Origin of the sequence: Lelliottia sp. SL45, from assembly GCF_026672535.1 — a bacterium.
Lineage (GTDB): Bacteria > Pseudomonadota > Gammaproteobacteria > Enterobacterales > Enterobacteriaceae > Enterobacter > Enterobacter nimipressuralis.
The window spans coordinates 130500-156302 of record NZ_JAPPRH010000012.1; the positions used below are offsets into that span (position 1 = coordinate 130500).

Annotated in this window: 27 protein-coding genes and 2 pseudogenes; 18 read left to right on the plus strand and 11 right to left on the minus strand. The window is 49.5% G+C overall.

Annotated features, from left to right (window positions below; all coding sequences use genetic code 11):
* Positions 1–211 precede the first annotated feature (211 nt).
* On the minus strand, positions 212–643 hold the full coding sequence (locus tag OVA10_RS24595) for a hypothetical protein (protein ID WP_268197133.1): 432 nt from the start codon (positions 641–643) through the stop codon (positions 212–214).
* 544 nt (positions 644–1187) lie between these two features.
* Here OVA10_RS24595 and OVA10_RS24600 point away from each other — a divergent pair.
* From OVA10_RS24600 to OVA10_RS24615, 4 genes are all read left to right on the plus strand, one after another.
* Positions 1188–1343 (plus strand): hypothetical protein, encoded by a 156-nt coding sequence (locus OVA10_RS24600; RefSeq protein ID WP_251254293.1) that lies wholly within the window; start codon positions 1188–1190, stop codon positions 1341–1343.
* 330 nt (positions 1344–1673) lie between these two features.
* Complete coding sequence (locus OVA10_RS24605) at positions 1674–2015, plus strand: hypothetical protein (RefSeq protein ID WP_251254292.1); 342 nt, start codon at positions 1674–1676, stop codon at positions 2013–2015.
* A gap of 91 nt (positions 2016–2106) precedes the next feature.
* Positions 2107–2298, plus strand: a complete 192-nt coding sequence (locus OVA10_RS24610; RefSeq protein WP_251254291.1) for a DUF7706 family protein — start codon at positions 2107–2109, stop codon at positions 2296–2298.
* A 49-nt stretch (positions 2299–2347) separates the two neighbouring features.
* Positions 2348–2629 carry a hypothetical protein gene (locus OVA10_RS24615; protein ID WP_000077926.1) on the plus strand — a complete coding sequence of 94 codons (282 nt, stop codon included), beginning with the start codon at positions 2348–2350 and terminating at the stop codon, positions 2627–2629.
* 615 nt (positions 2630–3244) lie between these two features.
* Here the strand turns inward: OVA10_RS24615 and OVA10_RS24620 are convergent.
* From OVA10_RS24620 to OVA10_RS24630, 3 genes and pseudogenes are all read right to left on the minus strand, one after another.
* Positions 3245–3784, minus strand: a complete 540-nt coding sequence (locus tag OVA10_RS24620; RefSeq protein WP_251254290.1) for a type II toxin-antitoxin system RelB/DinJ family antitoxin — start codon at positions 3782–3784, stop codon at positions 3245–3247.
* A 176-nt stretch (positions 3785–3960) separates the two neighbouring features.
* Complete coding sequence (locus OVA10_RS24625; protein WP_268197134.1) at positions 3961–4416, minus strand: hypothetical protein; 456 nt, start codon at positions 4414–4416, stop codon at positions 3961–3963.
* 90 nt (positions 4417–4506) lie between these two features.
* Positions 4507–4875: pseudogene (locus OVA10_RS24630) on the minus strand (VWA domain-containing protein); the annotation flags it as partial.
* 74 nt (positions 4876–4949) lie between these two features.
* On the opposite strand from OVA10_RS24630, the gene OVA10_RS24635 reads away from it, so the two are divergent.
* Positions 4950–6124 (plus strand): IS3 family transposase gene (locus tag OVA10_RS24635; RefSeq protein ID WP_416079273.1). Its coding sequence is split into 2 segments (ribosomal slippage): positions 4950–5208 and positions 5208–6124, totalling 1176 coding nucleotides; the frame shifts between segments, so codons are not numbered across the junction.
* 8 nt (positions 6125–6132) lie between these two features.
* Here the strand turns inward: OVA10_RS24635 and OVA10_RS24640 are convergent.
* From OVA10_RS24640 to OVA10_RS24670, 7 genes and pseudogenes are all read right to left on the minus strand, one after another.
* A pseudogene (locus tag OVA10_RS24640) lies at positions 6133–7008 on the minus strand (TerD family protein); the annotation flags it as partial.
* Positions 7009–7439: 431 nt separating this feature from the next.
* A complete protein-coding gene (locus OVA10_RS24645) occupies positions 7440–8015 on the minus strand; it encodes a TerD family protein (RefSeq protein ID WP_139569170.1) in 576 nt (191 codons plus the stop codon).
* Positions 8016–8083: 68 nt separating this feature from the next.
* A complete protein-coding gene (gene terD, locus OVA10_RS24650; RefSeq protein WP_000116680.1) occupies positions 8084–8662 on the minus strand; it encodes a tellurium resistance membrane protein TerD in 579 nt (192 codons plus the stop codon).
* Positions 8663–8710: 48 nt separating this feature from the next.
* The gene (gene terC, locus OVA10_RS24655; protein WP_268197135.1) at positions 8711–9751 is read right to left on the minus strand and encodes a tellurium resistance membrane protein TerC; all 1041 of its coding nucleotides are present in this window, start codon (positions 9749–9751) and stop codon (positions 8711–8713) included.
* Positions 9752–9773: 22 nt separating this feature from the next.
* Entirely contained in the window at positions 9774–10229 is a 456-nt protein-coding gene (locus OVA10_RS24660; RefSeq protein WP_000007449.1) for a tellurite resistance TerB family protein, read from the minus strand.
* 22 nt (positions 10230–10251) lie between these two features.
* Positions 10252–11409 (minus strand): TerD family protein, encoded by a 1158-nt coding sequence (locus OVA10_RS24665; RefSeq protein ID WP_112823623.1) that lies wholly within the window; start codon positions 11407–11409, stop codon positions 10252–10254.
* Positions 11409–11990 carry a TerD family protein gene (locus tag OVA10_RS24670; RefSeq protein ID WP_000254136.1) on the minus strand — a complete coding sequence of 194 codons (582 nt, stop codon included), beginning with the start codon at positions 11988–11990 and terminating at the stop codon, positions 11409–11411. Before OVA10_RS24670 ends, OVA10_RS24665 begins: the two co-directional genes overlap by 1 nt.
* A gap of 322 nt (positions 11991–12312) precedes the next feature.
* On the opposite strand from OVA10_RS24670, the gene OVA10_RS24675 reads away from it, so the two are divergent.
* The 13 genes from OVA10_RS24675 (at position 12313) to OVA10_RS24735 (ending at position 25722) form a co-directional block, all read left to right on the plus strand.
* A complete protein-coding gene (locus tag OVA10_RS24675; RefSeq protein WP_268197136.1) occupies positions 12313–13371 on the plus strand; it encodes an ATP-grasp domain-containing protein in 1059 nt (352 codons plus the stop codon).
* 9 nt (positions 13372–13380) lie between these two features.
* Positions 13381–14523 carry a phosphoribosyltransferase domain-containing protein gene (locus OVA10_RS24680; protein WP_268197137.1) on the plus strand — a complete coding sequence of 381 codons (1143 nt, stop codon included), beginning with the start codon at positions 13381–13383 and terminating at the stop codon, positions 14521–14523.
* A complete protein-coding gene (locus OVA10_RS24685; RefSeq protein WP_268197138.1) occupies positions 14516–15289 on the plus strand; it encodes a hypothetical protein in 774 nt (257 codons plus the stop codon). The genes OVA10_RS24680 and OVA10_RS24685 overlap by 8 nt, the downstream gene beginning before the upstream one ends.
* Before the next feature lies 1 nt (position 15290).
* A complete protein-coding gene (locus OVA10_RS24690) occupies positions 15291–16370 on the plus strand; it encodes a cysteine protease StiP family protein (RefSeq protein WP_268197187.1) in 1080 nt (359 codons plus the stop codon).
* Positions 16370–17326 (plus strand): HpcH/HpaI aldolase/citrate lyase family protein, encoded by a 957-nt coding sequence (locus tag OVA10_RS24695; RefSeq protein WP_268197139.1) that lies wholly within the window; start codon positions 16370–16372, stop codon positions 17324–17326. Before OVA10_RS24690 ends, OVA10_RS24695 begins: the two co-directional genes overlap by 1 nt.
* Before the next feature lie 10 nt (positions 17327–17336).
* Positions 17337–18545: a DUF4236 domain-containing protein gene (locus OVA10_RS24700; protein WP_268197140.1), complete on the plus strand. Its 1209-nt coding sequence runs from the start codon at positions 17337–17339 to the stop codon at positions 18543–18545.
* Positions 18546–18562: 17 nt separating this feature from the next.
* Positions 18563–19030, plus strand: coding sequence for a tellurium resistance protein TerW (gene terW, locus OVA10_RS24705; protein WP_268197141.1), 468 nt, complete (start codon positions 18563–18565; stop codon positions 19028–19030).
* A 463-nt stretch (positions 19031–19493) separates the two neighbouring features.
* Complete coding sequence (locus tag OVA10_RS24710; protein WP_001388628.1) at positions 19494–20132, plus strand: vWA domain-containing protein; 639 nt, start codon at positions 19494–19496, stop codon at positions 20130–20132.
* Between the two features lie 22 nt (positions 20133–20154).
* Positions 20155–20796 (plus strand): TerD family protein, encoded by a 642-nt coding sequence (locus OVA10_RS24715; RefSeq protein ID WP_268197142.1) that lies wholly within the window; start codon positions 20155–20157, stop codon positions 20794–20796.
* Entirely contained in the window at positions 20796–21434 is a 639-nt protein-coding gene (locus tag OVA10_RS24720; RefSeq protein WP_001253658.1) for a vWA domain-containing protein, read from the plus strand. Before OVA10_RS24715 ends, OVA10_RS24720 begins: the two co-directional genes overlap by 1 nt.
* 85 nt (positions 21435–21519) lie before the next feature.
* Positions 21520–22560: a TerY-C metal binding domain-containing protein gene (locus tag OVA10_RS24725; RefSeq protein WP_023332846.1), complete on the plus strand. Its 1041-nt coding sequence runs from the start codon at positions 21520–21522 to the stop codon at positions 22558–22560.
* A complete protein-coding gene (locus OVA10_RS24730) occupies positions 22560–24197 on the plus strand; it encodes a PP2C family serine/threonine-protein phosphatase (protein WP_268197143.1) in 1638 nt (545 codons plus the stop codon). The genes OVA10_RS24725 and OVA10_RS24730 overlap by 1 nt, the downstream gene beginning before the upstream one ends.
* A 25-nt stretch (positions 24198–24222) precedes the next feature.
* Complete coding sequence (locus OVA10_RS24735) at positions 24223–25722, plus strand: helix-hairpin-helix domain-containing protein (RefSeq protein WP_001284314.1); 1500 nt, start codon at positions 24223–24225, stop codon at positions 25720–25722.
* Positions 25723–25803 lie beyond the last annotated feature (81 nt).

The window sequence follows — 25803 nt, forward strand, 5'->3', positions numbered from 1 at the left end:
CGGGGTCGAATAATTCGTTATTTAGTGTCATATTAAAGTTATGTCACTAATCACAGAGTTATGTCACTAATCGCGTTTATCATAATAAAGTTATGTCACTATCCAGACTAAAATTCTGATTTAAAAACACTTTTATAGGCATCTTCATTTTTTTGTTACCTGTGCAAACAGGTCAAATTCGTATCCTGCTGCTACAATGCCAACGGCCGCGTTACCAGTTCGCCGGGTAGCATGGCCAGCAAAGCCAGGCATCGAGCACACGGGTTTCACTGACGGCCGCTGCATAGACGCCGGTATCCGGGAAGAAATATACCGGGGTGGCGTTGTTCAGCTGGTCGCCTTCATCGGCCAGAGCGCCGATCACCTCATGAGGCTTCAGCAGCATATCCGTTAAATATTCATCCGGGTGGATGGCATTCAGCGATATGGCCATCTCCAGAAATTCATCCAGGGTGTGGCGGGTACGATACCCCCGGAAAACCTCGTATGAAGGCGTGACGCATTCACCATCCAGAGAACAGGTATCGTAACCGGCCAGTTGCTCTTCGGTGAGTCCGGAGGCATGCTTTGCCACAAGATTCGTAAACTGCTCTTTATCGTCCATCACAATCCTTACGCTGTAGGGGCCTGTTTGTTTTATCACTGCTTCCGGTTTTTACTTCGCACAACCCGGCAGGTATCCGGTCGCCCGGGCGTCCTTTGCGGTCTTGTTCGCCCTTCGCCTGAATTACGTCAAATCACTTTCACTACCCGGCCGCAGGGTGACACCTCCCCTTTTATCCGGAAGCGTAAGAGGAAGAACAGTTTAACAGCCCGGATCCTCAATAATTTTCGCGTAACGGACTAAATGACCGGTTTATGCAGCTTCTGATAACCACAGACCGCGATAGAATAAAACGTCTGGTGGGGAACCGGAGTGTTATGTAAGCCGGGTTTAACTGGGTATCTGTGTAGTCCTGTTTAGCCAGATATCCCGAATAAAAACCTCAACGATTAGGTAAACGAAATTGTTGGATTCTGGTCGCTGTTCTGTTTGTTTGTCGTGGTAGTTTCACTGCATAAAGCCCTTTCTGTAGCAGCAGCACGAGCAGACGCAGCAAAATTTAATATGCTTCTCAGAATGAGAAAGTTTAAAAAGTAGCTTTCAAGACATCTGAGTATTCTTTTAAATCCGCAGAGGAAGTTATATGTTTATTACAGATGGTGTGGTTCGTGTTTTTGTTTATTCGATGGCAACTGTACTCTTTCTGCCGCTTGGCTTGTTGAAAAGCACGTGGTGGTTTTCACCATTGTTTGCGATAGCTGCTATTGATTACTTAATGTTTCTGCGTCGACAAGGCTAGTTGCTGAATCTCATACCTCAGAGCAATCTGTATGTTTTTTACACCACTGGTTAAACGGTCAGGCTACGTTCCTGACGTGTTTTAAATAACAGTTTTATGTTTGATGCGTTACTGGTCTGTCAGGTAACCCAGTGGTACATTACCATTATTAAGGCTGGCTGGCGGTGGAGCATCATGCTTAAACGACCCTCTCTGAGCGTACTTTCCGACAGTCCTGTGCACCACTTACCCGGCAGGCCTATGTCTTGGTTATTCTTCGTTGTACCTTTTTCTTCAGCTTTATCCCTGAGATGTCTGTCTGAACAGTTCTAAGCAAACCGGAATGTTGTCATGGCCAAAGTACAAGGGCTCTTTGTTGGATACCGAAAATTCGCTGTTGATCGCGACTGGCTTCGTCAGCAGGAAGAACAACGTTATCGGGATCGCCAGCGACAATTCGATGAATGGTCCAGAAAATGGGTCACTGTAACCAGGCTCAAAGAGACTCGTTTATGGACTGACGGAGCCATCAGGCGATGGTTGGGTGAACCTCAGCAGCAGGGTAAATATAAAGTTTTCCCCGTTGAAGCGGTTTTGGCTGCTGAGAAGTTGAATGAGTTTCGGCTCTGGCTTAAACCCCGGCTGGAAAAGAAACTTGCCCAGCATCACCACTTTTTAATTCCATTTCTGTAGAGTAGAAACAACGGCAGTTCCGGCCGCATTCAAGGCTTCGGCATCTGGTCAGAACTAATGCGCCATTTTTCAGTATAAGGGAGGTTAGATAGTGGAAGGTATTGAGACACTGAGTTTGCGGCTTGATGAGAACGAAACTATGGCCCTTGCTCAATTAGTTAAACGTCTGAGCTGGAGCGATCTTCGTGGCTGTGCTGTGAGTGACGAAGAAGCCTGGGTAATGAAAAGCGCAATTGATAAATTACAACAGGCGTTAAGGGAAGAAGGTTATGCGCCTCGATGAGGCTGGCTTCGTTCTATATTCCGATAACAAATTTGCTTAAGGACTAACTATGAGCCAGCACTGGTATGAGGTGAAAAGCAATCAGGGAATTGTTCAGGTGATGTTAGGCTGGGATCCACCTTTGCAGTGGTTTCATATGTGCATTGATTATGACATTAATGCAGCAGAAGACCCACTCTATACTAATCTGGCTGAACCTGATCCCTACTACGTTACTCCAGAATATCTGCAATTTGTACTTGAACGCTTCGAAATAACGGATATTGTAATAAAGCCCGATACCTCTGGGCTTTACGAAGAATTATTAATGGATCAGCTTTTAGACCGATAGCTAAGCTGCCAGCAACAGACGTGCTGGCATAACCTTCACTTAACTGTAATGTCAGATACTTCAGGTACAAATGTTTGGACTCGTTTGAAACCTATCCAAAACTATAAATCTATTTTCGTTATAATATAACCTTAATTGAATTGCTTTCTAACAGCTCCCACTCTTCTTTTTTAAGTACGTTTTTAATTATTGTTCCATTGGCAAGCGTCAGCTAATATTCCCTGTCACTATAAATAAGGTTTTTATTTTCGACTCGTCGAAAGCTGGTAATGGCAACCTTTCTGTATCCACCTAACGAATAATTATCTTTGATTTCTGCGAACATTTAAACTCCCGTATATTAACGTTTTAAAGACAACTGAACCTTCTCGGCCCTTTCTGCGCCCCGACTAATGATACTATCGTAGTTGTCAATTTCATCATCTTCGCCATGCACTGACCAGTCACAACTGGTGCATTTAAGGCCAAACCGCGACTCCCCCGTTGTGTCCGTTACGATAGCCGGTCTGGAAAGGTTACCGTCGGGTTTCACGTCATACCTGACCTCTACGTTAAGGTCAAACCAGACAGTTATGGTGCTAGAACATTGAGGGCATACAGCGTTGCTTACCTTTTTCATCCTGCTACCTCAGCTTTATTTTCAAGGCTATCTTTAAGCCTTTTTTCAAAATCGCAAACAGAAGATTCGAATTCTTTTTTTTCTGGATAAGAGATTTTTACTTGCGCATATCCGTATCCAAAATTATTGAAATCGACAATTATCGTCAAAATTTTATTAAGGGCATTTAAAACCTGAGCTGCTTTTGCTCTGCTTTCAAGGAAGTCCAGCTGGTCTTTAGCACTTCTATAATAGTTATCAAGGCGGCGATAATATTGCTGAATTTTTTTGCCATCAATAATATCTGATTTATTAATCCATACCTGTAAGTTTAGGGCGATGGCAAGGGCTTCCGATAAAATATCGTTGAACTTTTTTAAAAGATCATCCTGAGTTTTGAAACTCATGAGTGCAGTAAAGGGAAGCTTTTTGTTTTCAGCGATGTACTGATAGAACGCAGTGATCGCCTGTGTCTGACTGACATCGAGGTTTTTTAAAACCTCATCAGCAGTCATTTTGATTGCATCGTCAATCCGAACGTTTATCGTTGCCATCATCTCAGTTCCTGTTGGGAGAAGATATCAATGTAATGCGTTTCTGCATTACACGCAACCAGTAATGCAGAAATGCATTACATCAAGCGGATTAGCTTTTTCTGGTCAAAATAGACGTTGTGATTTTTCTTTAGCCGAGGCCCATCCGAGCCCTACGCAACCGGTAAACGTTCGCAGGTTTAATCAAGATAGGTTTCGTATCTCCCTAAGGCTGGGATGGATAAACTCATAATGGCATCAGTGTTTACTATGTACGTATCCGGATAAAATTCATCTAATACAGTAAAGTTTAGTTTCTTACAAAAGCTTAATAAATATGGATTTTTTACGTCTTCTATTACAACATCACGCCAGGGATTCGATTCACAGCATAGCTTCAGAAAAGATTTATACCATCCCATATTTTGTATTTCTTCCGGGAGCTGAACCACATGTATGGTCAGACAATCCCCCTCGTAACAATTGGTACTTTGTCTCAGTCCTACAACAATCCCCTTTTCTTGAATCTGTACCCCTGCCTGGTGCTCTTTCATGTCGGGCGTATAGTGCCTTGCTCTGTTTAACCAGGCCACCAGCTGCTGAGCCGTAGTTGGTGATTCTTCAGCTATCCATTTCATGTACTTGATGCGGTCCATATGCTCCTCCCTGTACGATTTCCAGTGAATAAAGGCTCTACAGTATTAAGCTGCTGTAGAGCTCATTCAACCATGCTCAAACTATGCGTTTTAAAGGATGCCTAACCTTTTTGTTTCATCGATCCACGGTCTGAATTCTTCCAGTAAATTATCATATAACTTTTCATCGCTAATCGAACCGAAATCATCCATGGCGAAGAAGTGGGTGTTATCAACCCGGCGGTCAGTAAAGTCATCCAGATTTTTGAGGATACCGTAGCTTGAACCACCCAAGCCGACAAACTTCCAGAAGATGGGGTAGTTGGCAGAACGCCGGATTGCATCTTTAATCGCCCGGGTCTTGCTGATCCCGCCATCGGTAATAAATACAACATATACCGGGATTTTCGAATCCTTAAAGTAGTCGACTATTTCTTCCATCACAGGAGGCTCGTTGTTTGTCCCCCCAAGGCCCGGCAGTGTAGTGGCACACTGAATTTGGCCACCTGAATAGAGGTGATATCATCGCCTCATAGTCAAAAACAGGTGACATTATGACCGGACGTAACAGACGTAATTTTAGCCCCGAGTTTCGCCTCGAAGCTGCTCAGCTTGTACTCGATCAGCACTACACGGTTGCAGCCGCTGCTACGGCAATGAATGTCGGTAAATCCACGATGGATAAGTGGGTCCGACAGTTAAAAGAGGAACGAGCGGGAAAATCCCCCACAGCTTCACCAATGACGCCTGAGCAGATTGAAATACGCGAGCTGAAGAAAAGACTTCAACGAGTTGAAATGGAAAGGGATATATTAAAAAAGGCTACCGCGCTCTTGATGTCAGACTCCCTGAACAGTTCTCATTAGTTGAGAAGCTCAGGGCGCGGTTTCCCGTTGCCGTTGTGTGCAATGTGTTTGGGGTTCATCGCAGTAGCTATAAATACTGGCGGCGACCAAAGAAGCCTGATGCCACGCGCGTGTCATTACTCAGTCTTGTTCGTGAAAGCTATCGCGAAAGTAATGGTTCCGCAGGTGCACGTAATATTGCCGTGATGGTCACAACCAAAGGCGTAAAACTGAGTCGCTGGCGGGCAACAAAGCTGATGAAAGAACTTAATCTCATCAGCTGTCAGCAGCCTGGCCATCGATATAAGAAGGCGTCTAAAGAGCACGTAGAGATCCCCAATTATCTTGAACGCCAGTTTGCAGTAACAGAGCCTAATCAGGTCTGGTGTGGCGATGTGACTTATATCTGGACGGGTAAACGTTGGGCTTATTTAGCCGTTGTGCTTGATCTGTTTTCCCGTAAACCGGTTGGCTGGGCGATGTCATTTTCCCCGGACTCTGCACTGACAACGAAAGCGCTATCCATGGCCTGGGAAGCACGAGGAAAACCCGCTAATTTGCTGTATCACTCGGATCAAGGTAGCCACTATACCAGCAGAGATTTCAGACAGTTACTGTGGAGATATCAGATAAAACAAAGCCTGAGTCGCCGGGGAAATTGCTGGGATAACAGCCCAATGGAACGGTTCTTCAGAAGCCTGAAAACGGAATGGGTGCCGGATAATGGATACGCTAATTTTAGCGAAGCCAGCGCAGCAATAACAAACTACATCATGGGATATTACAGCCAGCTCAGACCTCATCAATATAACGGTGGTTTGACGCCGAATGAATCAGAACGATTGTTCTGGAAAGACTCTAAAGCCGTGGCCAATTTTTGTTGACCACTACACAGGTTCTCCCAGGATGAACGCTTACCAGCCCCTCGAATGGACTGAATATACGTGTCCAGATTGTCCAGAGTGACGTTTGGATACTTCTTATGCTTCTCTCCAAATCCCCAGACATCCATTTCACCGTCGTCGTCGAACTGGGCGGCAAGAACGGCGATGCGGTCCAGCACAGACTGAACGTTACCCTTACTGAACTGGCCACTCATCGAGCCGGATGCGTCAAGTACAAATGCAACCGCTGCCTCAAGGGTGTCCAGTTTATTTTTAGTGAGACTGACCGAGGCTTTTTTAGCGAGGCTTACAAGGCGCGGAGATCGGGTTTCCAGTTTCTTTTCCAGACTGATACGAGCTGGCTTTGCTGGCTGCGGAGCTGGCTGTGCGACATCAACGCCATAGCTAATGGCCAGAGGCTCAAGTCCACCGTTGAAACCCTGCCCGAGCGCACGAAGCTTCCAGGCGCCATTGTGCCGATATACTTCACCCAGGATGATTGCTTTCTCACTGCGGCCCTGAGTCTCAGCCTGAAAGTCAGCGATACCAGGAGCCTGAATGCTCAATAAACTGAGCCCACTGATGGTATCTTCACCATCAATGACAACGGTGATTGCAATTTTACTGACGTTCGCCGGAACACGATCCAGTGCTATCTCAATGCTGGACTGCTGCGAACCGGTAACGAGCTTGACTGCCCCCTCAGGAGAAGACAAATTATTATAAAAGATAAAGTCAGAATCGCCACTGACCTTTCCCTGAGCATTAAGCAAGAACAGGCAGGTATCGGGTTCGCCTTTAAAGCCGGATTTGGCTGGGTACTGAAGATTCAGCCTGATCGCAGATTGCTGAAGGGGTATGTTTTGTCCGGATTGTAGATTCATATTAACTCTCCTGATTTTTGATTATTTTTAAAGCGCAGCGTTTATATATGTTCCCCAGGCTTAGTTCAGGACGCTGGATATTCGGTGAGGCGTAAATATGGTGTGACACCATATTTCATCACGTTTAAGTTTCTATACCTGTTGAATTGGAATTTTCATTGACCGGGTATCTTATGTTCCAGATCCCTTTCCTTCATAAATCACAAAAGTAACATATATCCGAGGGGCATGCTGTTGATATACGGCACGGAATACTGGCTTTAACCAGCAACCATAGATAAACCCGGGTCCTGCATAAAAGACTCACGCCAGAATTAACATTACTCTGCTTTCTGAAAATGCCCGGCCCCGCTTTCTCAGATTCAACCGCTGATAGCGGATCGTTACCCAAAAAAAAACCCCGGCATTGCCGGGGTCAGACTCTGCGTCTTTTAGACATTGACGCCGTGCTGGGAAGCAAGCGCTGACAGGCCACCGGCAAAACCCTGGCCGACAGCTTTAAACTTCCACTCAGCGCCATGGCGATACAGTTCACCGAAGACCATTGCGGTTTCGGTTGAGGCGTCTTCAGACAGATCGAAACGGGCAATTTCCGTGCCGTTGTCGTTGTTGTAAACGCGCATGAAGCTGTTGCTCACCATGCCGAAGTTTTGTTTACGCGCTTCTGCATCATAGATGGTAACGGCAAACACCAGTTTTTTGATGTCTGCTGAGACTTTGGTCAGATCGATTTTGACCTGCTCATCGTCGCCGTCGCCTTCACCAGTACGGTTGTCACCCTGGTGCTCTACTGCGCCATCAGGGCTGGTTTTATTATTGAAGAAAATGAAATGGGCATCTGACAGCACTTTACCGTCTTCACCTACTGCGAATACGGAAGCGTCCAGGTCAAAAGCCTGACCGTCAGTTACACGGGCATCCCAGCCCAGGCCAACCATAGCGACATTCATGGTTGGTGCTTCTTTGGTCAGAGATACGTTGCCGCCTTTTACGAGAGAAACAGCCATTTTTAGCTCCTGCAAACAGTTGAATGAGGCTGAATTAACAGCCCCGGATATGAAAAGTTACTTTTCGATCAGGACGCGTTAATGCCGTACTGAGCACATACAGATGCCAGACCACCAGCATAACCCTGGCCTACTGCACGGAATTTCCACTCACCATTGTGGCGATACAGCTCGCCAAACAGCATGGCGGTTTCAGTGGACGCATCTTCGGTCAGATCGTAGCGAGCAACTTCAGTCTGGTTATCGTCATTAACCAGGCGAATAAACGCACCGGATACCTGACCAAAGCTCTGGCGACGAGCCTGAGCATCGTGGATAGTCACAACGAAAATGATCTTGTCAACTTCAGACGGGACGGCGTCCAGTTTAATTTTCAGCGATTCATCATCACCATCGCCCTCACCGGTGCGGTTATCGCCGGTGTGCGTTACGGAACCGTCGGATGACGTCAGGTTGTTATAGAAGATGAAATCTGAATCGCCGCGCACTTTGCCGTTTGAGGCCAGCAGGAATGCTGAAGCATCCAGGTCAAAGTCCTGACCGTCTGTTGAACGCGCATCCCAGCCAAGGCCCACCAGGACGTTTTTCATTGACGGAGCTGCTTTACTCAGGGAGACGTTCCCGCCTTTAGAAAGAGAAACACTCATAAAATAACCTCTTCGATTAGTAATTGTTCAGGTTAACACTTAAGGGGATTAACTCCCCTTTTCCTCAGATTCAGGTTTGCCCGGGAACATGACGCTTGCGAGAATGCCCAGCGCCAGCACACCCAATACAACATACAGGCTGGTTGTTGCCGCGATGCTGTAACCATGATGCCAGATGTGATCGGTCGCATTAAGGCCGAGTTTTGCCGCGATGAAGAACAGCAGCACGATAACGGCTTTCTCCAGATGAACCAGGTACTGTTTCAGTGCCTCAAGGACAAAATACAGAGTACGCAGGCCCAGGATAGCAAACATCATGGCACTATAGACGATAAGCGGTTCACGACTGACGGCAATGATTGCCGGTACCGAGTCAAACGCGAACATGACGTCCGAGAGTTCAACCACAGCCACACACAGGAACAGCGGGGTCGCATACAGCGCCGCTTTTTTACCACGGCCAATGGTGACATCGCTGTTTTCTGGTTTCGCCAGTTCGGCATCCACTTCCTTCTGGTTAAGCAGGAAGGCATGCCCTCTGAGCTTCGGCCAGATAGGGAAGAAGCGTTTAACCATGCGGTAAGCCAGATGCTGGGAGTAATCCTCAATTTCATCATCGTCATCACCGCTTTTAAGCATCATGACCGCCGTCCAGGCAACGATAATAGCGAAGACAACTTCAACGTACGGTCCCAGACTCAGCAGGCTCGTACCGATGGCGACAAAGATGCCCCTGAAGACAATGGCACCAATGATCCCCCAGTAGAGAACGCGGTGGCGATATCGATCCGGAACGGCGAACCAGGAGAAGATGGCCATCATGACGAACAGGTTATCGACCGACAGCACTTTCTCCAGCGCATAACCCGTGACAAACAGACTGGCAACCTCAGCACCGTGGTGGATATAGAGGAAACCGGCAAATGCCATCGCAACCACAACCCAGAATACAGACCAGAGCGCCGCACTCTTCAGGGAGATTGGCTTGTCATCACGGTGCATAAACAGGTCAATAATGATGGCACCGACTGAAAGCGCAATAAAAACAATGACCGTTTCAGTCGGGAAGCCGATGTGTGTGGAAACCATATTTTACCCTTAGGGATGTGGATCAGAGGCCAAATTCAGCCGGGTCGAAGCCCAACGCGATAGCGATCTCGCGGGAGGCCAGTTTCTCGTCCTGATCGAAGTTACCGTCACTTTTCGCAACGGCAATACCAACACGTAAGGCCAGCTGAGCGGCCTCAGGCTGATCTTTCAGCGCCAGGATGTATTTCATGGTTTCGCCCTTGCCGATTTCAACATCGAAATCGAAGCTTGAAACCAGTTTATTGAAGAACTCGATCACCTCATTGGTATCGAAGACCTTCAGCTCTTCTGAAGAGCGCAGAAAGCCCATCATTTTCTGCTTTTCTTCTGAACTCACGCCGTCACTCGATACGGCAATACGGGCACATACAGCAACGGTGCCCTGCATGAATTTTTTGTTTTTGAAACGGCCAACCTGGCGGGTCAGTTCGTCACGGCCTGAGTTAATGGCACCTTTAACTTTGTCGAAAAAGCTCATACCTGTTTCCTTTGTTGCTGTGTTATTTAGAACCGGCGCTCCAGCGAAATCCCCAGCCAAATGCCCGGTCCATTTCGTCCTGGCCTTTGAAGTACTGGTTGATACGCTCGACTTTAATTGCGCCGTTTTCGTTTACGAGTCTGGCAATGGCGCACAATGTGCGACGGTTTTCACCTTCGGTCAGGCGGGTTTCAATGGGCGGTTGATCCGGCACATGAATGGTGACCACACCATCAGTTTTGTCCCAGCTGGGAACACCTTCATAAATAAAGGCGTAAATCAGCACTTCGCGGATATGCTTCCATTCACGTCCATTGATATGCAGCCACTCGCCGTCTGATACATCACCCGTCCGGTCATCGCCCTTGAGCTGAACATAAGGTTCATCTCGATAATCACCGAATGCATTACCCAGCGCCTGAATGACCGATTTGTACCCGTCCTGAAGCTCAACAAAGGCCCCCAGATCCAGGTCGATTCCTTTGGAGCCGAACATGCCTGCGAAGCCCGATTTGCCGCTGCCCCGGTGCCAGTTCAGGTTGATCCGGATTTCACCGAAGTTATCCCGTTTGGTCAGGCTGATTGCTGGCTTCTCTTTTGTCAGAGATACCTTACTCAGGCTGATTTTTGTCTCAACTGGCGGAGGAGTTACAACCGGAGGTGTCGGGGCTGCGGGAGCAGGTTCGTCGGCAATATTTACGCCGAAATGCTCTGCCAGCGGTTTAAGACCACCGTTGAACCCCTGTGCAACGAAGCGGAATTTCCAGTCATTATTACGACGGTAAAACTCACCCAGAATTAAGGCTGCTTCCTGACGGCCGCTCAGTTCGACAATGCCGCTAACCAGGCCGGTAGCCCCCTGCTCCACGTCGATGGAAAGATTACGAAGACCGGACACCGTCTGCCCTCCGTCACAGGTCACGGTGAACGCAATTTTCTGGACATCAGATTTCAGCCGGTTGAGCGCGACAGTAAAAGTTGAGTACTGGCCTTCACTGACCAGGCTGACGGTACCATCATCGTTACGTGGCTGACCATAGAACACCATGTCCGCATCACCCTGCACCTTCCCGTCGGCATACAGGCGAAACGCCGAAGCATCCACCTGACCGCCCGAGGTGATCCGGACCCGCAACTCCTGGGCTGGAACGGGGGCATTGCCCCCCGGCGTCAGGTTCATTAGCGAATAACCGCTGAAACGATATCGGAGTGCATATCGTCAATTGTGCGGCCGCGACAGGCATGGCCAAGGGCGGTAAAGTCCCAGTTGCCGTTATTACGGCGCAGCGAAGAAATAACGATCCCGGTATGTGAGCCCTGCTCAGTCAGCTTGTAGCGAGCCAGCTCTTTGCCGGTTTGATCGACCACGCGGCAGAACGCGTTTTCGACGTCATTGAACGACTGGCCCCGGAAGCTGTTTACCGTAAACGCCAGGTATTCAACGTTTGCAGGCAGTCGGGAGAGGTTGACCTTAATCACTTCATCGTCACCGTCACCCTCACCGGTCAGGTTATCGCCACTATGCACAACAGCGCCGCAAGTGGATTCCAGTTTGCGGAACCAGATGGTGTCAATTGTTTTACCGGTGCTGTCCATTAATACGCAGCCAGCATCGAGATCGATTGAGTCGTTGCCTCCAAACAATCCTCCAAGAAGACCTTTTTTCTTAACCGGATCCCAACCGAGACCGAAATGAAGCTGGCTTAATGCAGATGATTCTTTGCTGAGTGATACCGTCTGGTTCTTAACTAATGAAACCATGTTTTATTCCTTAAAATGGTAATGACCGAGACAATCAAAGGTATATTTAGTAACTGACGAAGAAAATCATATCATGATGAAGTTCTCTGACAAGGGAAATTTTGGTAGTTTTATGTAAAAACACAAAATAAAATCCTTTTTAGGATGAGCCAATCCCTGAACTTTTATTAAATATCAATACATTACCGGAAAATACAAAAACACTTGCACACTCCATATCTTCAGGAGTTATTAATCATATTATGATTGACATCTAGAATAGACACTCATAGACTCACTTCTCAATCATAAATTTGCATGGCGTTCCGGATAATTAAAAAAAATGAACAAAAAAATTTGGTTTATGGAAGGTTTGTCCTCCCAGCGAGATATTATTCAGGGGGTAAAATCATTTGCACAAAAAAATAATTTTGCAATTACCGTTTTTGCCTCCCACCGTAACGAAAGAAATGAAATTCTTTCCGTTGCCGATTATTCTTTGACTGAACCTGAAGATCCTCAAAAACGTCTTCAGTTTATTCAGGAAACCATTCAGACCTACGGCATCCACCATATTCATACTGGCCGTAACAGCCAGTGGTTTGAAGAACACCGTTCAGCCATTGAATCGACCGGTGCCACCCTTACTACCGGTGCAACGGGCGTCGACTGGTTAACTCTGGCTGACGAAAAAGTTACTTTTGCTCAGTTTATGGAGCAAAAGGGGCTCCCGGTCGTACCATCCTGGCGGGTGAATACGCTAGCAGAATTAAAGACACACCTCGCGGCCCCGCCGTTCACTGACAGCCCGGTATGCGTGAAGCCGGTGACGGGTATCTATGGCATGGGATTCTGGCGCTTTGATGACAGTGCTTCGCCTATGGCCGTCTTTAATCATCCCGAACATCGCCTGGTCAGTCCGCAACAGTATATTGCAGCAGCATCGGCTTCTGAGTCGTTTAAACCCCTTGTTTTGATGCCGTACCTGCCAGGCCCGGAATTTTCCGTCGATATCCTCGCGGATAAGGGCGAAATACTCGCAGCCGTGGGACGCCGTAAGGAAGGGGCTATCCAGTATCTGGTAACCGAAGGAAGCGCCTGGGAACTGGCGTGTGACTGCGCCCGGGTTATGAAGGCCGACGGGCTGGTGAATGTTCAGACACGAAACGATGTGAATGGCAACCCGGTGCTGCTTGAAACCAACATGCGTCCGTCAGGCGGGGTGGGTTATACCCTTCATAGCGGGGTTAACCTTCCCGGGTTGTTTGCTGCTTTTAAGCTAGGTCTGATGTCTGAAGATGCGGTGATCCAGAGTGCCAGAAATACCTTTTCTCCGGTTGCAGTGAGATCCCTCACAGATGTCATCGTTTACCCGGAATCACTCTCTAACCTTCTGAATTAAGGCGTGTTTATGTCTGATACCCTCGAAGATATGATTTATCGCCGTACCCTCTCATGCGGTACGATTCAGGTAACCCGCGACCAGGGTGAAGTTTCGCTCGATGACCTGTTTGATATCGCTGAAAGACGCAACCCGAAACGCGCCTTTCTGTTTGTCAGCAAAGTACTCGGCAGGCACATTCCCGTGCCACCCTCAGTCATGCGGCAGGCCTACAGACAGCTTGCCAGCCAGTTCCCCTCAACGCTGACAGGGCCCTTACTGTTTATCGGTATGGCTGAAACCGCCGTTGGGCTTGGGGCCGGTGTGTTTGATGAAGTGCGCCACCAGCATCGTGAATCTGTCTATCTGACCTCTACCCGTCACCCGGTTGATGGCACGTTGCTTTGCGAGTTCAAGGAAGAACACAGCCACGCCACCGATCATCTGATCTATTTGCCAGATGATGAAGAGAAAAGACGTCGTGTTACCAACGCGCGAACGCTGGTTTTAATTGATGACGAGGCAACCACCGGTAATACCTTTATTAACCTTCTTTCTGCCCTGCGTAGTACCGGAAAACTTCAACATATTGAACAGATTATCGCCGTCACGCTTACCGACTGGAGTGGCAATGCCCTGTCCGAGCGCAGCACCTTACCCGTCACTTCGATTTCTCTTGTAAGCGGTCAGTGGGGATGGACCCCATTACCAGATGCACCTGTCCCGGACATGCCGAAGGTCAACGTAACTTCACGCGGAGAATGGGACATCCAGGGAAAACAGTCATGGGGTCGACTGGGGATGCTCGCACCTGCGGCCGATCTCGGCCATGAGGTCTCCGTCCGCAAGGGGGAGCGTGTTCTGGTTCTCGGGACAGGGGAATTCGTCTGGGAGCCGTTCCTGCTTGCTGAACGGCTCGAAGCTGCCGGAGCACAGGCATTTTATGGTTCGACCACCCGCTCCCCTATCGCCGTTGGTTATGCCATTGAGTCCGCAATTTCCTTTACGGATAACTACGGGCTGGGCATCCCAAATTTTGTCTATAACGTCGCCCACCAGCAGTTTGACCGCATTCTTGTGTGTACTGAGACACCCGCAGAAAGTATTGACACGCAGCTTCTTAAAGCACTGGCTGAGGTTGCGCCCGTCGTGGAGATTGTTACCTATGAATAAACCCGTTGTTCTGAGCGACCTTGACGACACGCTCTTTCAGACCCGTCGTAAAATGGTGGACGAGCTGGCCCTGGAGCCATTCCGTACCGGTGCCGTTGATCGTACCCTGAATCCACGAAGCTTTATGACGGAAGAACAGTCCATGTTAGTGGACTGGCTCCTGGAGCAGGCTGAACTCATTCCCGTTACCGCACGGGGAACTGAAGAAATCAGCCGCGTACGGATCCCTTTCCACTCCTGGGCAATCACCACGCACGGAGCCGTCATTCTCACGCCTGAAGGCAAACCCGACGAGGAGTGGAAGACCCATATGCTCTGCCAGCTGGCTCCCTACCAGGAAAAGCTGACATCGATGCAGCGTCTGATCACTGAAATGATGGACGCAAAAGGGATCAATGCCTGGGCAAGACTGAACTTCGAATACGGTGATACGGCGGTTTATATGGTGATGAAACACCGCGACAGTACCCGCCTTGACGAACTCAATGCCATTGCGGATGAGATAGAAACGGTGTTTTCGACTGAGGGCTTCTACATCCACCGCAACAGTAATAACGTGGCCTGGCTTCCGACCCCGGTTGAGAAAGGGCTGGCCGTCAGCTGGCTGCTTGAAAAACTTCGGGCTGAACGCGGAGTTTTCCCCGTAATTGGTCTGGGCGACAGCCTGAGCGATCATCGTTTTATGAAACTGTGCAGCTGGTTTGGTATCCCTCGACAGAGTCAGTTTGCAGATGCCATTTCACAGCGAATTTTTGGAGAAAATTAAAATGCAGCCACATGAAACATTTACCGGCTCATACCAGCCCGGTGACGTGGAATTTCTGCTAAAGCCGGTAGTCATTGAGATGACGCCAGTTGATCAAAAAGAAGAGCTGATTCAGTCCGGAAAGAAACATTATTCGGACATGCTTAGCCAGGAGCCAGCGCCAACACAATGGCATCTTGATTTGTTTCACCGGGCGCTGGATCGGGGCGCAGAGAGGCTTGCAAAAGAAGTCACACAGCTCGCTATTGCTCTGGCCGAACGCTTCGGTGATGAGCCCATTGTACTGGCCAGTCTTGTCAGAGCTGGCGTACCGCTCGGCGTTATGCTGCACCAAGCCCTGCGTGACATGGGGAAAACCTCATGGCATTACGGTATCAGCATCATCCGGGATCGTGGAATTGACGGTGCTGCACTCGACATCATTGAAGAGCGGCATGGTACCAGCGGTATTGTCTTTGTTGACGGATGGACAGGTAAAGGCGCAATTACCGGAGAGCTTGTACGCGCACTGAAAGATCGCCCGGGCTATCCTGAGCAGCCGCGACTGGTTGTCCTGGCCGATCCCTGTGGCTGTTCCTGGCTTGCTGCCAGTGATGATGACTGGCTCATCCCTTTTGGCATCATGGGTGCGCCAGTGTCAGGCCTTATCTCCCGGTCAGTATGGTCCTCTGAAGGGTTACATGGGTGCATGGTTTGCGAGCATCTCAGTGAATTCGAATGCAGCCGGATGCTTGTCGATACCGTCGCTCATTTCCGTAAGAAGTTAACACCGACATCCCTCGCTCCCCTGAGCTGGAATACGGAGTCAGCCCGGGTCTTATGGCAGACAAGTCGCGACGTTATCGCGTTTCTGGCCGATGAATTTAAAGTGGACAGCGTCAATCGTATTAAACCCGGTATTGCTGAAGCAACCCGGGCTGTATTACGTCGGGTACCGGACCATGTATTTGTGCGTTCGATTGCCGACCCGGACGTTGCACTGCTTGTTGGGCTTGCTCGTGAAAAGGGAATAGTTGTTACAGAAATGGGGGGAACCCTCGGCCAGTATCGGGCTGTAACCATTATCAAGAAGGTGCTCTGATGAAAAATCGTCTTTCTCCCTGGAATCTGGGAGCCACGCTATACATGCCAGCAACAAGGGAAGATATTGCTGATGCCGTCCTGAACAGAAAAATACCTGGTTTGCGCTCTCTGGTGATTTGCCTAGAGGATGCTGTCAGTGAAGCAGACATCCCTGTAGCCCTCAAAAATCTTGAGCAGCTGCTGCACGAACTCAGTAACAGCATGCGTAGCCTAGGTAAAAATGACTGGCCTCTGGTGTTCATTCGCCCCCGGCATGCCGAAATGGGCAAATGGTTAAAAGCACATTATGATCTTTCCGCTGTTGACGGGTTTGTATTACCAAAATTTACCCTCAGTTCGTTATCTGAATGGTGGGATATCATGGGCGAGACTCACCTGTGCATGATGCCAACGCTGGAAACAGAAGACGTCTTTGACGTGGTTCAGATGCGCGAGCTGGCCACCCGCCTGGTGGAACACCCCTGCCACGAACGCATTATTGCGCTTCGAATCGGCGGCAACGATCTTATGAACGTTGTGTCGCTTCGCCGTCCCCGGGACCTGACGCTGTATGACAGCCCGATGGGCTACGTCATCAAAATGCTCGTTTCAGTCTTCGGCCCGCGTGATTTTGCCCTAACCGCGCCCGTGTGTGAGCATATTGACGATCATGCCGTTATGGCCAGAGAGCTGGCTCTTGATATGGCACATGGGCTTGTTGGGAAAACAGCCATTCATCCGGGTCAGATAGAGGTCATTCAAAACGCGCTGATGGTCACTCAGGGTGAGCACTCCGATGCTCTGCGGATCCTGAACTCTACCCAGGCCGTGTTTAAGTCGCAGGGGGCAATGTGTGAACCCGCCACACATCGCCGGTGGGCGGCTGGCATTCTGGACAGAGCTCGTTTTTACGGATTACAGAACGAGCAAAGTGCTGATGGAATCAGATTACTTACCATGACCCAGCATCATTAAGGAAATCATAATGGGGTTCAGGTTCAGAAAGTCGATCAACATTATTCCTGGCGTTCGCCTCAACCTGAGTAACGGTGCACCGAGCCTGAGTGTCGGGCCGAGAGGTGCTTCCGTTTCTTTTGGAAGCCGGGGGACCTATGCCAATCTGGGCTTGCCCGGTACCGGGCTGAGTTACCGTACCCGGCTTGACCGGGCCGCGCGTTCCGGAGGTGGGAACCGGACGGCAACCGACCCGGGGCTCAGACAGGCGCTTGAGCAGGAAGCCGCTGAACTCATGTCAGCGGTGACCGCAATCCGTAATATTCACGAGCTGACGCCGGATCCAAAAACAGGCATCAGCTGGGCAGAGCTGGAAGCAGTATACCTGCATAACAGAACGTCGCCTTTTCAGGTTCCGGCACCGGTGCGTCCAGAAAAGCCAGACTATCTTGCATTGCCGGAAAAGCCTGCCGAGAGCGAAGGCATTAGTTTTCTGGGTAAATGGTTTGAATCGGAATCAGCTAAAGCTGAGCGCCACGCCGAAAATCTTCGCCGGTGGCAGCAGGAGCTGATTGATGTGGAGCGTGAGAACACCCTTCGACAGCACCGGTACCAGCAACAACGGACGGCCTGGGCCGAACAGTATGCAAACTGGAAGTTTGAGGCTGAAGAACATGAAAAACGGCTCGCCACGGCTCAGGCAGATGCCCGGCAGCAGTTCCGGACAGACGCCGCGTTTTTCGAATCATACCTGGCGGGTGTGCTTGCAGAAACTGAATGGCCGCGTGAAACGCTTGTTGCCTTTGAAGTAAAGCCGGAGCTATCAGCAGTCCTGCTGGATGTTGATTTAGCTGAGATTGAAGATTTCCCTGATAAGATTTACGGGGTTAATGCCCGGGGCTCGGAGCTGACGGAAAAAGCCATGACGCAAAAAGCCGTACGCGAAAACTATGCCCGCCACGTCCATGGCTGCTTGTTCCGCCTGGTCGGTATCGTTTTACATACGCTACCGTTCGACAACGTGATTGTGTCAGGCTTTACGCAACGGGTCAGTAAGCGGACCGGCTATCTGGAGGATGAGTATATCCTGTCCTGCAAATGCACTCGCAGCCAGATGTCGTCAGTAAATTTTGAAGGCATAGAACACATTGATCCGGTTGAAGCGTTAGGCGATCACCCGGTTATTCGAAAGATGAGCAGTACCTTCATTTTTCAGCCTATTGAACCACTAACCCTTTAAGCAGGCTAAATCTTACGATGCAATTAAATACCAGACAGGCCCGGATTTTTAAGCTTGCCAACTTACTGGGCACCGGCAAGCCCGTTTCCGCTGCCGACATTATAACCAGTCTGGAATGCTCAGAGCCGACATTAACCCGGGCCCTCAAAGAGCTACGCGAGTCATATTCTGCGGAGATCAAATACAGCAAGGCAGGTCATTCCTATCATCTCGTTAATCCGGGCCAGCTGGATAAAAAGACCCTTCGCCGGATGAATGAAGCGCTCGCACAGAATACTGAACTGAAAACCGTTGAGTCCACAGGGAAGGTCGTACTCGATAAGGATAAAAAAACAGCCGTGTCATTATCGCTACGCATGCGGATTTTAAGAAAAATTGACCGTCTGGCTGCGCTGAGTGGCTCGACCCGAAGTGAAGCGGTAGAGAAGCTGGCTCTGCACTCCGTTGATGAAATGATAAAAGAATACAGCGCTAAAAAGTCCTGACGCTAAGTCTCATACCGGGGTGAAAACCCCGGTTTTGTCATATTTCACCTCTGTATTGGCGTGGCGTAGTTTTGATCTATTCTCCTCCTGTAATGTCAGCAGCGCCTTACTGCCTACAAAACCTGGTGTCTTGACATCCTCTTGTGCTACACATCAATCTTTGGGCGATTTACACTCCATTCATGCAGATCTGTGATGTATGATGATTTTCAGACATAAGACAGTTTATTTTTGCCCGAGTTTTTTCAGAAACCTTATATTCCAGTCCTGTCTGAATTATTTTCTGTTGATAAGAGGCCATTCACATGTCGGTAATTCAATGGTGGTTAACTTATTTCTTTAATGCCGCTTCTGAGTATTTAATCTCCACCCGACAGATGTCGTGCCGTTTTATCAAATCAACAAACTCTGGCCTCTTCCTGAAACTATTCTCCTCTTCCGATCTCTTAAGAAGGAATTACATTTGAGACGCTTACCCGTATATCTGCTACTCGACACGTCCGGCTCTATGCACGGAGAGCCTATCGAAGCGGTTAAAAATGGCGTTCAGACGCTGCTTACCACGCTGAAACAGGATCCGTATGCACTCGAAACGGCTTACGTGTCAGTGATCACCTTTGATTCTTCAGCCCGACAGGCAGTCCCCCTGACAGACCTCCTGAGTTTCCAGATGCCAGCACTAACAGCCAGCGGCACCACGTCTCTTGGCGAAGCGCTTACCCTCACGGCCAGCTCCATTGCCAAAGAAGTACAGAAAACGACGGCTGACACTAAAGGTGACTGGCGTCCCCTTGTATTCCTGATGACGGATGGAAGTCCGAATGATGACTGGCGTAAAGGCCTGAATGACTTTAAAGCGGCCAGAACCGGCGTTGTTGTGGCATGTGCAGCCGGGCATGATGCCGATACCAGCGTCCTCAAAGAAATCACTGAAATCGTGGTTCAGCTCGATACAGCTGACAGTTCGACGATTAAAGCTTTCTTTAAATGGGTCAGTGCGAGCATTTCGGTAGGCAGTCAGAAAGTGGAGTCCAGCAAAAAAGAAGTGATCGGTCTTGAAGACCTGCCACCGCCGCCGCCAGAAGTAAATGTGGTCTTATAAATTTATTAATTAAGGGGATGTCATGTCTGTTAGTCTGAGCAAAGGCCAGGGCGTAAGCCTGAAAAAAAATGAATACGATCTCTCGTCCGTTACTATCGGCCTCGGTTGGGATATTAATGAGGAAAAGAAAGGTTTCCTCGGCGGGATCTTTGGTAAGAAAGAAGAAGAATACGATCTTGATGTGATCGCTTTCCTGTGTAATTCAGCCGGAAAGGTGACCGATCTTGGCACCGTGGAAAATGGTAAACCGACGCTGGTAAATGGCGATATCATCTTTTTCAACAGCCTTCGCCATAAGTCAGGCAATATCTGGCTGACGGGCGATAACCGAACCGGAGCCGGTGACGGTGACGATGAGCAAATTATTGTGCGCCTGAATTCCCTTGACGCTCAGTACGAGAAAATTGTGTTCATCGTTCAGATCTACAATGGTGAAAAGCTCCAGCAGCACTTTGGTAAAGTTCAGAATGCCTTCATCCGGGCAGTAGATGCCCGTAATATTGAAATGGCACGATTCGATCTTTCTGGCGGACCCGCCTTCGCCAGCCAGCGCTCCATGGTTTTTGCCGAGCTGATACGCGAGGCTACAGGCTGGAAACTCAGGGCAATTGGTGAGCCTTCAGAATCAGATTCATTTGTCTCGCACCTGAGGAATTACATGTGATGCGCCGCCTGCCTGTTTACCTTGTTATCGACACATCCGGCTCGATGCGCGGTGAGTCCATCCATTCCGTTAACGTTGGAATTCAGGCGATGCTTAGCGCTCTCCGCCAGGATCCCTACGCCCTCGAAAGCGTTCATATCTCCATTATCACCTATGACAATGAGGCGCGTGAGTTCATTCCTCTCACGCCGCTGGAAGACTTCCAGTTTTCTGACATCGTTGTGCCAAGCGCTGGCGGGACGTTCACCGGTGCTGCCCTTGAATGTCTGATGCAGTGTGTTGAACGGGATGTACGTCGATCAGATGGTGATACCAAAGGAGACTGGCGTCCTCTGGTATTCCTGATGACTGATGGAACCCCTTCTGATGCCCTGGCGTACGGTGAAGCGGTAAAAGCGATTCGCGGCCGGGGATTCGGATCCATCATTGCCTGCGCCGTTGGTCCTAAAGCAGGCCATGAGCACTTAAAACAGCTCACCGATAAGGTTGTGTCTCTGGAGACGCTAGATTCAACCGCGTTTGCAGGTTTCTTTAAATGGGTATCGGCCAGCGTGTCTTCCGGCAGCACAAGCGCGGGGATCAATAACGGAACTGATACCCTTCCCCCTCCTCCACCAGAAATCCAGCTGGTGCTCTGACAGACAGAAAGGTGCTGCTTTCCGGGCAGCACCTTTCTGTACAGCAACGTTTTCTGCTGGCCGTACCAGCCGTACGAGGAAAATTATGAGACGCCTTCCCGTGTTTTTTGTCCTGGACTGTTCAGAGTCCATGATTGGTGAAAACCTGAAAAAAATGACTGATGGTCTGCAAATGATCGTCGGAGATTTAAGAAAGGATCCACACGCACTTGAAACAGCCTGGGTTTCGGTAATCGCATTTGCCGGTGTAGCCCGTACGATTGTACCTCTTCACGAAATTGCCTCGTTCTACCCTCCCCGCCTTCCCGTTGGCGGCGGTACGAGCCTTGGGGCCGCATTGCGTGAGCTGACCGTACAAATTGATACCCAGGTCAGAAAAACCACTCATGAGGCTAAAGGCGACTGGAAACCCGTCGTGTACCTCCTTACCGACGGACGTCCGACTGACGACACAACCGCAGAAGTGAAGCGCTGGAAGGATCACTACGCGAGTAAAGTGAATCTCATTGCCGTTGGCCTGGGGCCGTCAGCGGACCTGAATATCCTGCGGCAACTGACAGAGAATGTCATGCTGTTCACCGAGTCTCAGGAAGGGGACTTTACCCGCTTCATCAAATGGATCACGGCCTCGGTTACGGCGCACAGCCGCAGCGTCGGGGACGACAAACAACCTGAGCTCAGCCAGACTGAATACATAGTCCGGCTGGCCAAGGACGAGCCAGTAAAAGCGTACGACGAAAACTGCGTTACGCTTACCGGCCGTTGCAGCAAGACCCGTCGTCCGTATCTGATGAAGTATGAGCGGCCACCAGCAAGGGTTTCCGGGCTCGATTTCAGCCTGAACCTGAACAGCTTTAATATTGCCGGATGCTATCCCATCGATGAGGACTATTTTGCATGGTCAGATGCCACCGCTACCGGTTTGCAGGTAAACACCAGCGAACTGCATGGCGTACCGGGTTGCCCTCACTGCGGTAATGCCAGTGCGTTTGCCCTGTGCTCATGCGGAAAATTGCTGTGCATTGACGGCCCGGATGACGTTATCTGCCCGTGGTGTGAAAAAGGCCTGTCATTCAGCAATGATGGCGGAAACACTAACTTCGACGTAAACAGAGGAAGAGGTTGATGTCGCAAGATGCTTCACTTAAAGAGAAGATTATCCGCTTAGTTCTGTCTGAGCTGGGCCACCCTGTAGAAGGTGAGCGGCTTTTTCTTCTATCGCAGGACCCATCCCTTACCGAAGAGATTATGCGGCTTAAAAAGCGGATTGAGAGCCTTGCACAGGGTTTATCTGCGCGGGTTAGCGAAGATGATAACGACGCAGAGATTGCCGCCTCGTCAGCTTCCAGTCTTTCCGATCAGCAACAAACGGTCGTAAGTGTTGCTGATAACCCGGGCATTGACGCTACCGATACACCAGAACTGCAACCCCTGCCAGAAAATGAGCCTCATCCTCCGTTCTGGAAGCTGATGCCTTATTACGAATTTGATAAACCAGCACAGAGAGAAGACGAAAACCTGTCTTCCCTGGTATTAAAACCCGGGCAGATACCGACAGGCCAACAGCGGGCCAGCTTAGCAGTGCCACCTGCCGTTCCCCCGAGAGCTAAAATAACGATCCCCAACGCCCGCGCAGGCGAACGTTTCTCTTCGCCGGTTGCTATCGTTCTGGGTGAGGGCCAGCAGGCTACTGTCAGGGACGTTGTCTTTCCCCGGAACATTGGCCTGTCCTTTGACAAAGAACAGGAGTTGCTGACAGGTACGCCCACCGAAAGCGGCGATATAGAGCTTTCAGTAATCTGGTCATGCGCGTCGCACGACGAATGTGAAACAAAACAGCTATTTATAATCAATCCCGATCCGAGAAGCCTGTGGAAGGTAGTAGAGCCACCAGCAGACGCTCCCTACCCTAAGTCCCATCTGGACGCTGCTGGCCTGGTCAGGGGTGATATACGTATTGCTGCCGCCAGTCGCCGGGGACGCTCTCATGAGCATGCCGGGAGCTTCAGAGATGACGACTTCTACATCAACCACTGCCAGGAAACAGGATGGTCTGTCATGCTGGTCGCAGACGGAGCCGGTAGTGCGGTAAATTCCCGGGAAGGCTCCCGGATTGCAGTCCAAACGGCTGGCGATTACCTTTTCAATCAGCTCAGTGGTTTGAAAGGCGTCCATTTAAAGCAGCACATCACGGCGTGGGAAGGGAGCGATCAGCAGGCAACCATAAACGCCATGCTTCATCATTTTAAACAGGCAGCTACGCTCGCGGTCAACAGTATCCAGAACGAAGCCATTTATGCAGAACAACCTGTGAAATCCTATTCAACAACCCTACTGGCAACTGTAGCGCTACGAACTGATAAAGAGCTGTTTGCGGCTGCATTCTGGCTTGGTGATGGTGCGATAGGTGCATACAGCCCTTCCGGTAAAGTCAGGATACTGGGAAATCCCGATAGCGGAGAATACGCAGGACAAACCCGTTTCCTTGACCAGAGCATTATCGCAGACCCCTCGTTTAGCGGCCGCATCAGCGTGGGTAAATGGAATGATGTATCTCACTTGATCCTCATGACAGACGGCGTATCAGACCCTCTGTTTGAGACGGATAACGGGCTTCGCAGTGACGAAAAATGGACCCGTCTCGTTGATGAGCTCAACCCTGTCCTTACAGACGCCAGTATTGCGCCTGAGAGGTTAGGCGACTGGCTTAACTTTTTCTCCACAGGGAACCATGATGACCGCACTATTGCGGTGTTGTGGTAAGGGATACGCTTTTTCGGTGATCAATATGGCAAATATCGTTACGTGCAAAACAAAGGACGGCGAAACAGTCCAGTATGTTGACGAGGTAATTGGTTCGGGCTCGATGAAGGATGTTTACTTTTCGCCTGATAAATCATACGTCGTCGCTTTTTATCATAAACCGCAGAACGAGCAGGCCCGGGATCGGATTGATATGATCACCGGACGCTACAGGCAAAACATTTTTGGCCAGTCCGGAGGTGAATACTGGAAGGACCTGTTTTGCTGGCCGACCCACGTTGTTGAGCATGGGGATAAAATCGGCATCGTGGTTCCAACCTACAAAAGCTACTTTTTCTTTAAATACGGCTCTAAAAACGATGATTTTCTGGGCATAAAAGGCCGTGAAAAGGAAGGCAAATGGTTTGCCAGCGCCAGCAACCAGAATAAATTTCTCGACCCACGTGAACGAGGCAATACGCTTACCTATCTCAAGGTCTGTCTGCTGCTGACAAGAGCCGTTAGAAGGATGCATGCGGCAGGTCTCTGTCACAGCGATCTAAGCTATAAAAACGTGCTTATCGATCCAGAAATGGGACATGCCTGCATCATTGACGTAGACGGCCTGGTTGTTCCTGGAAAGTATCCTCCCGACGTCGTGGGCACCCCGGATTTTATCGCTCCGGAGGTGGTGAAAACCAGCCATCTTTCCAAAGAGGATCCGAACCGCGTATTGCCAAGCATTACTACTGACCGTCATGCGCTGTCAGTGCTTATCTACATGTATCTGTTCTTCCGTCATCCGCTACGTGGCGGAAAAATACATGACATGTCGGATGAAGTACGTGATGAGACCTTATCTATGGGTGAGAAGGCACTCTTCATTGAACATCCGACAGACAAAAGCAATGCAGTCAAAGTCAGTCAGCTATCCTCCTTTTCACTGCCCTGGGCTGACCCGGAGAAAATTCCTTACACCATCATGGGCCCTTATCTGACGCCTTTGTTTGAACGCGCCTTTATTGATGGCTTACACGATGCCACTAAACGCCCGACCGCCGATGAGTGGGAAAGTGCCCTGGTTAAAACAGTCGATCTGATACAGCCCTGCCAGAACAAGGCGTGTGAACAGAAATGGTACGTTTTCTCAGGTAAGACAAAGCCGGTTTGTCCCTACTGCGGTACGCCATACAAGGGTAAATTACCGGTTCTAAATTTATATTCATCCCGAAAGGAAGGCAGTTATCGTCCTGACGACCACCGGTTGATGGTGTGGAGCGGGCAGTCAATCTATGCGTGGCATGTGAATCGCCTCATTGCGCCAAATGAGCGCACAACCGATGCACAAAGGAAGCGAGTTGGGTATTTTGTTTTCCATAACGATCAGTGGTGGTTAGTAAATGAAGGCATAAATGGGCTTATGTCATTACCGGATAAACGACAGATTGCCATTGGGGAAAAAATTGAACTGACGAATAACGCTCAGTTTGTCCTGTCAAAGGAGGAAGGCGGCAGGCTGGTCGTCGTTCAGTTAGTAGAAAACTAACGGACGCCCATAACGACTAAAACGTTCTGGCAGCATACTGAACCTGTTTAATGAATCACTATATTAAGCTGTGTCAAATTT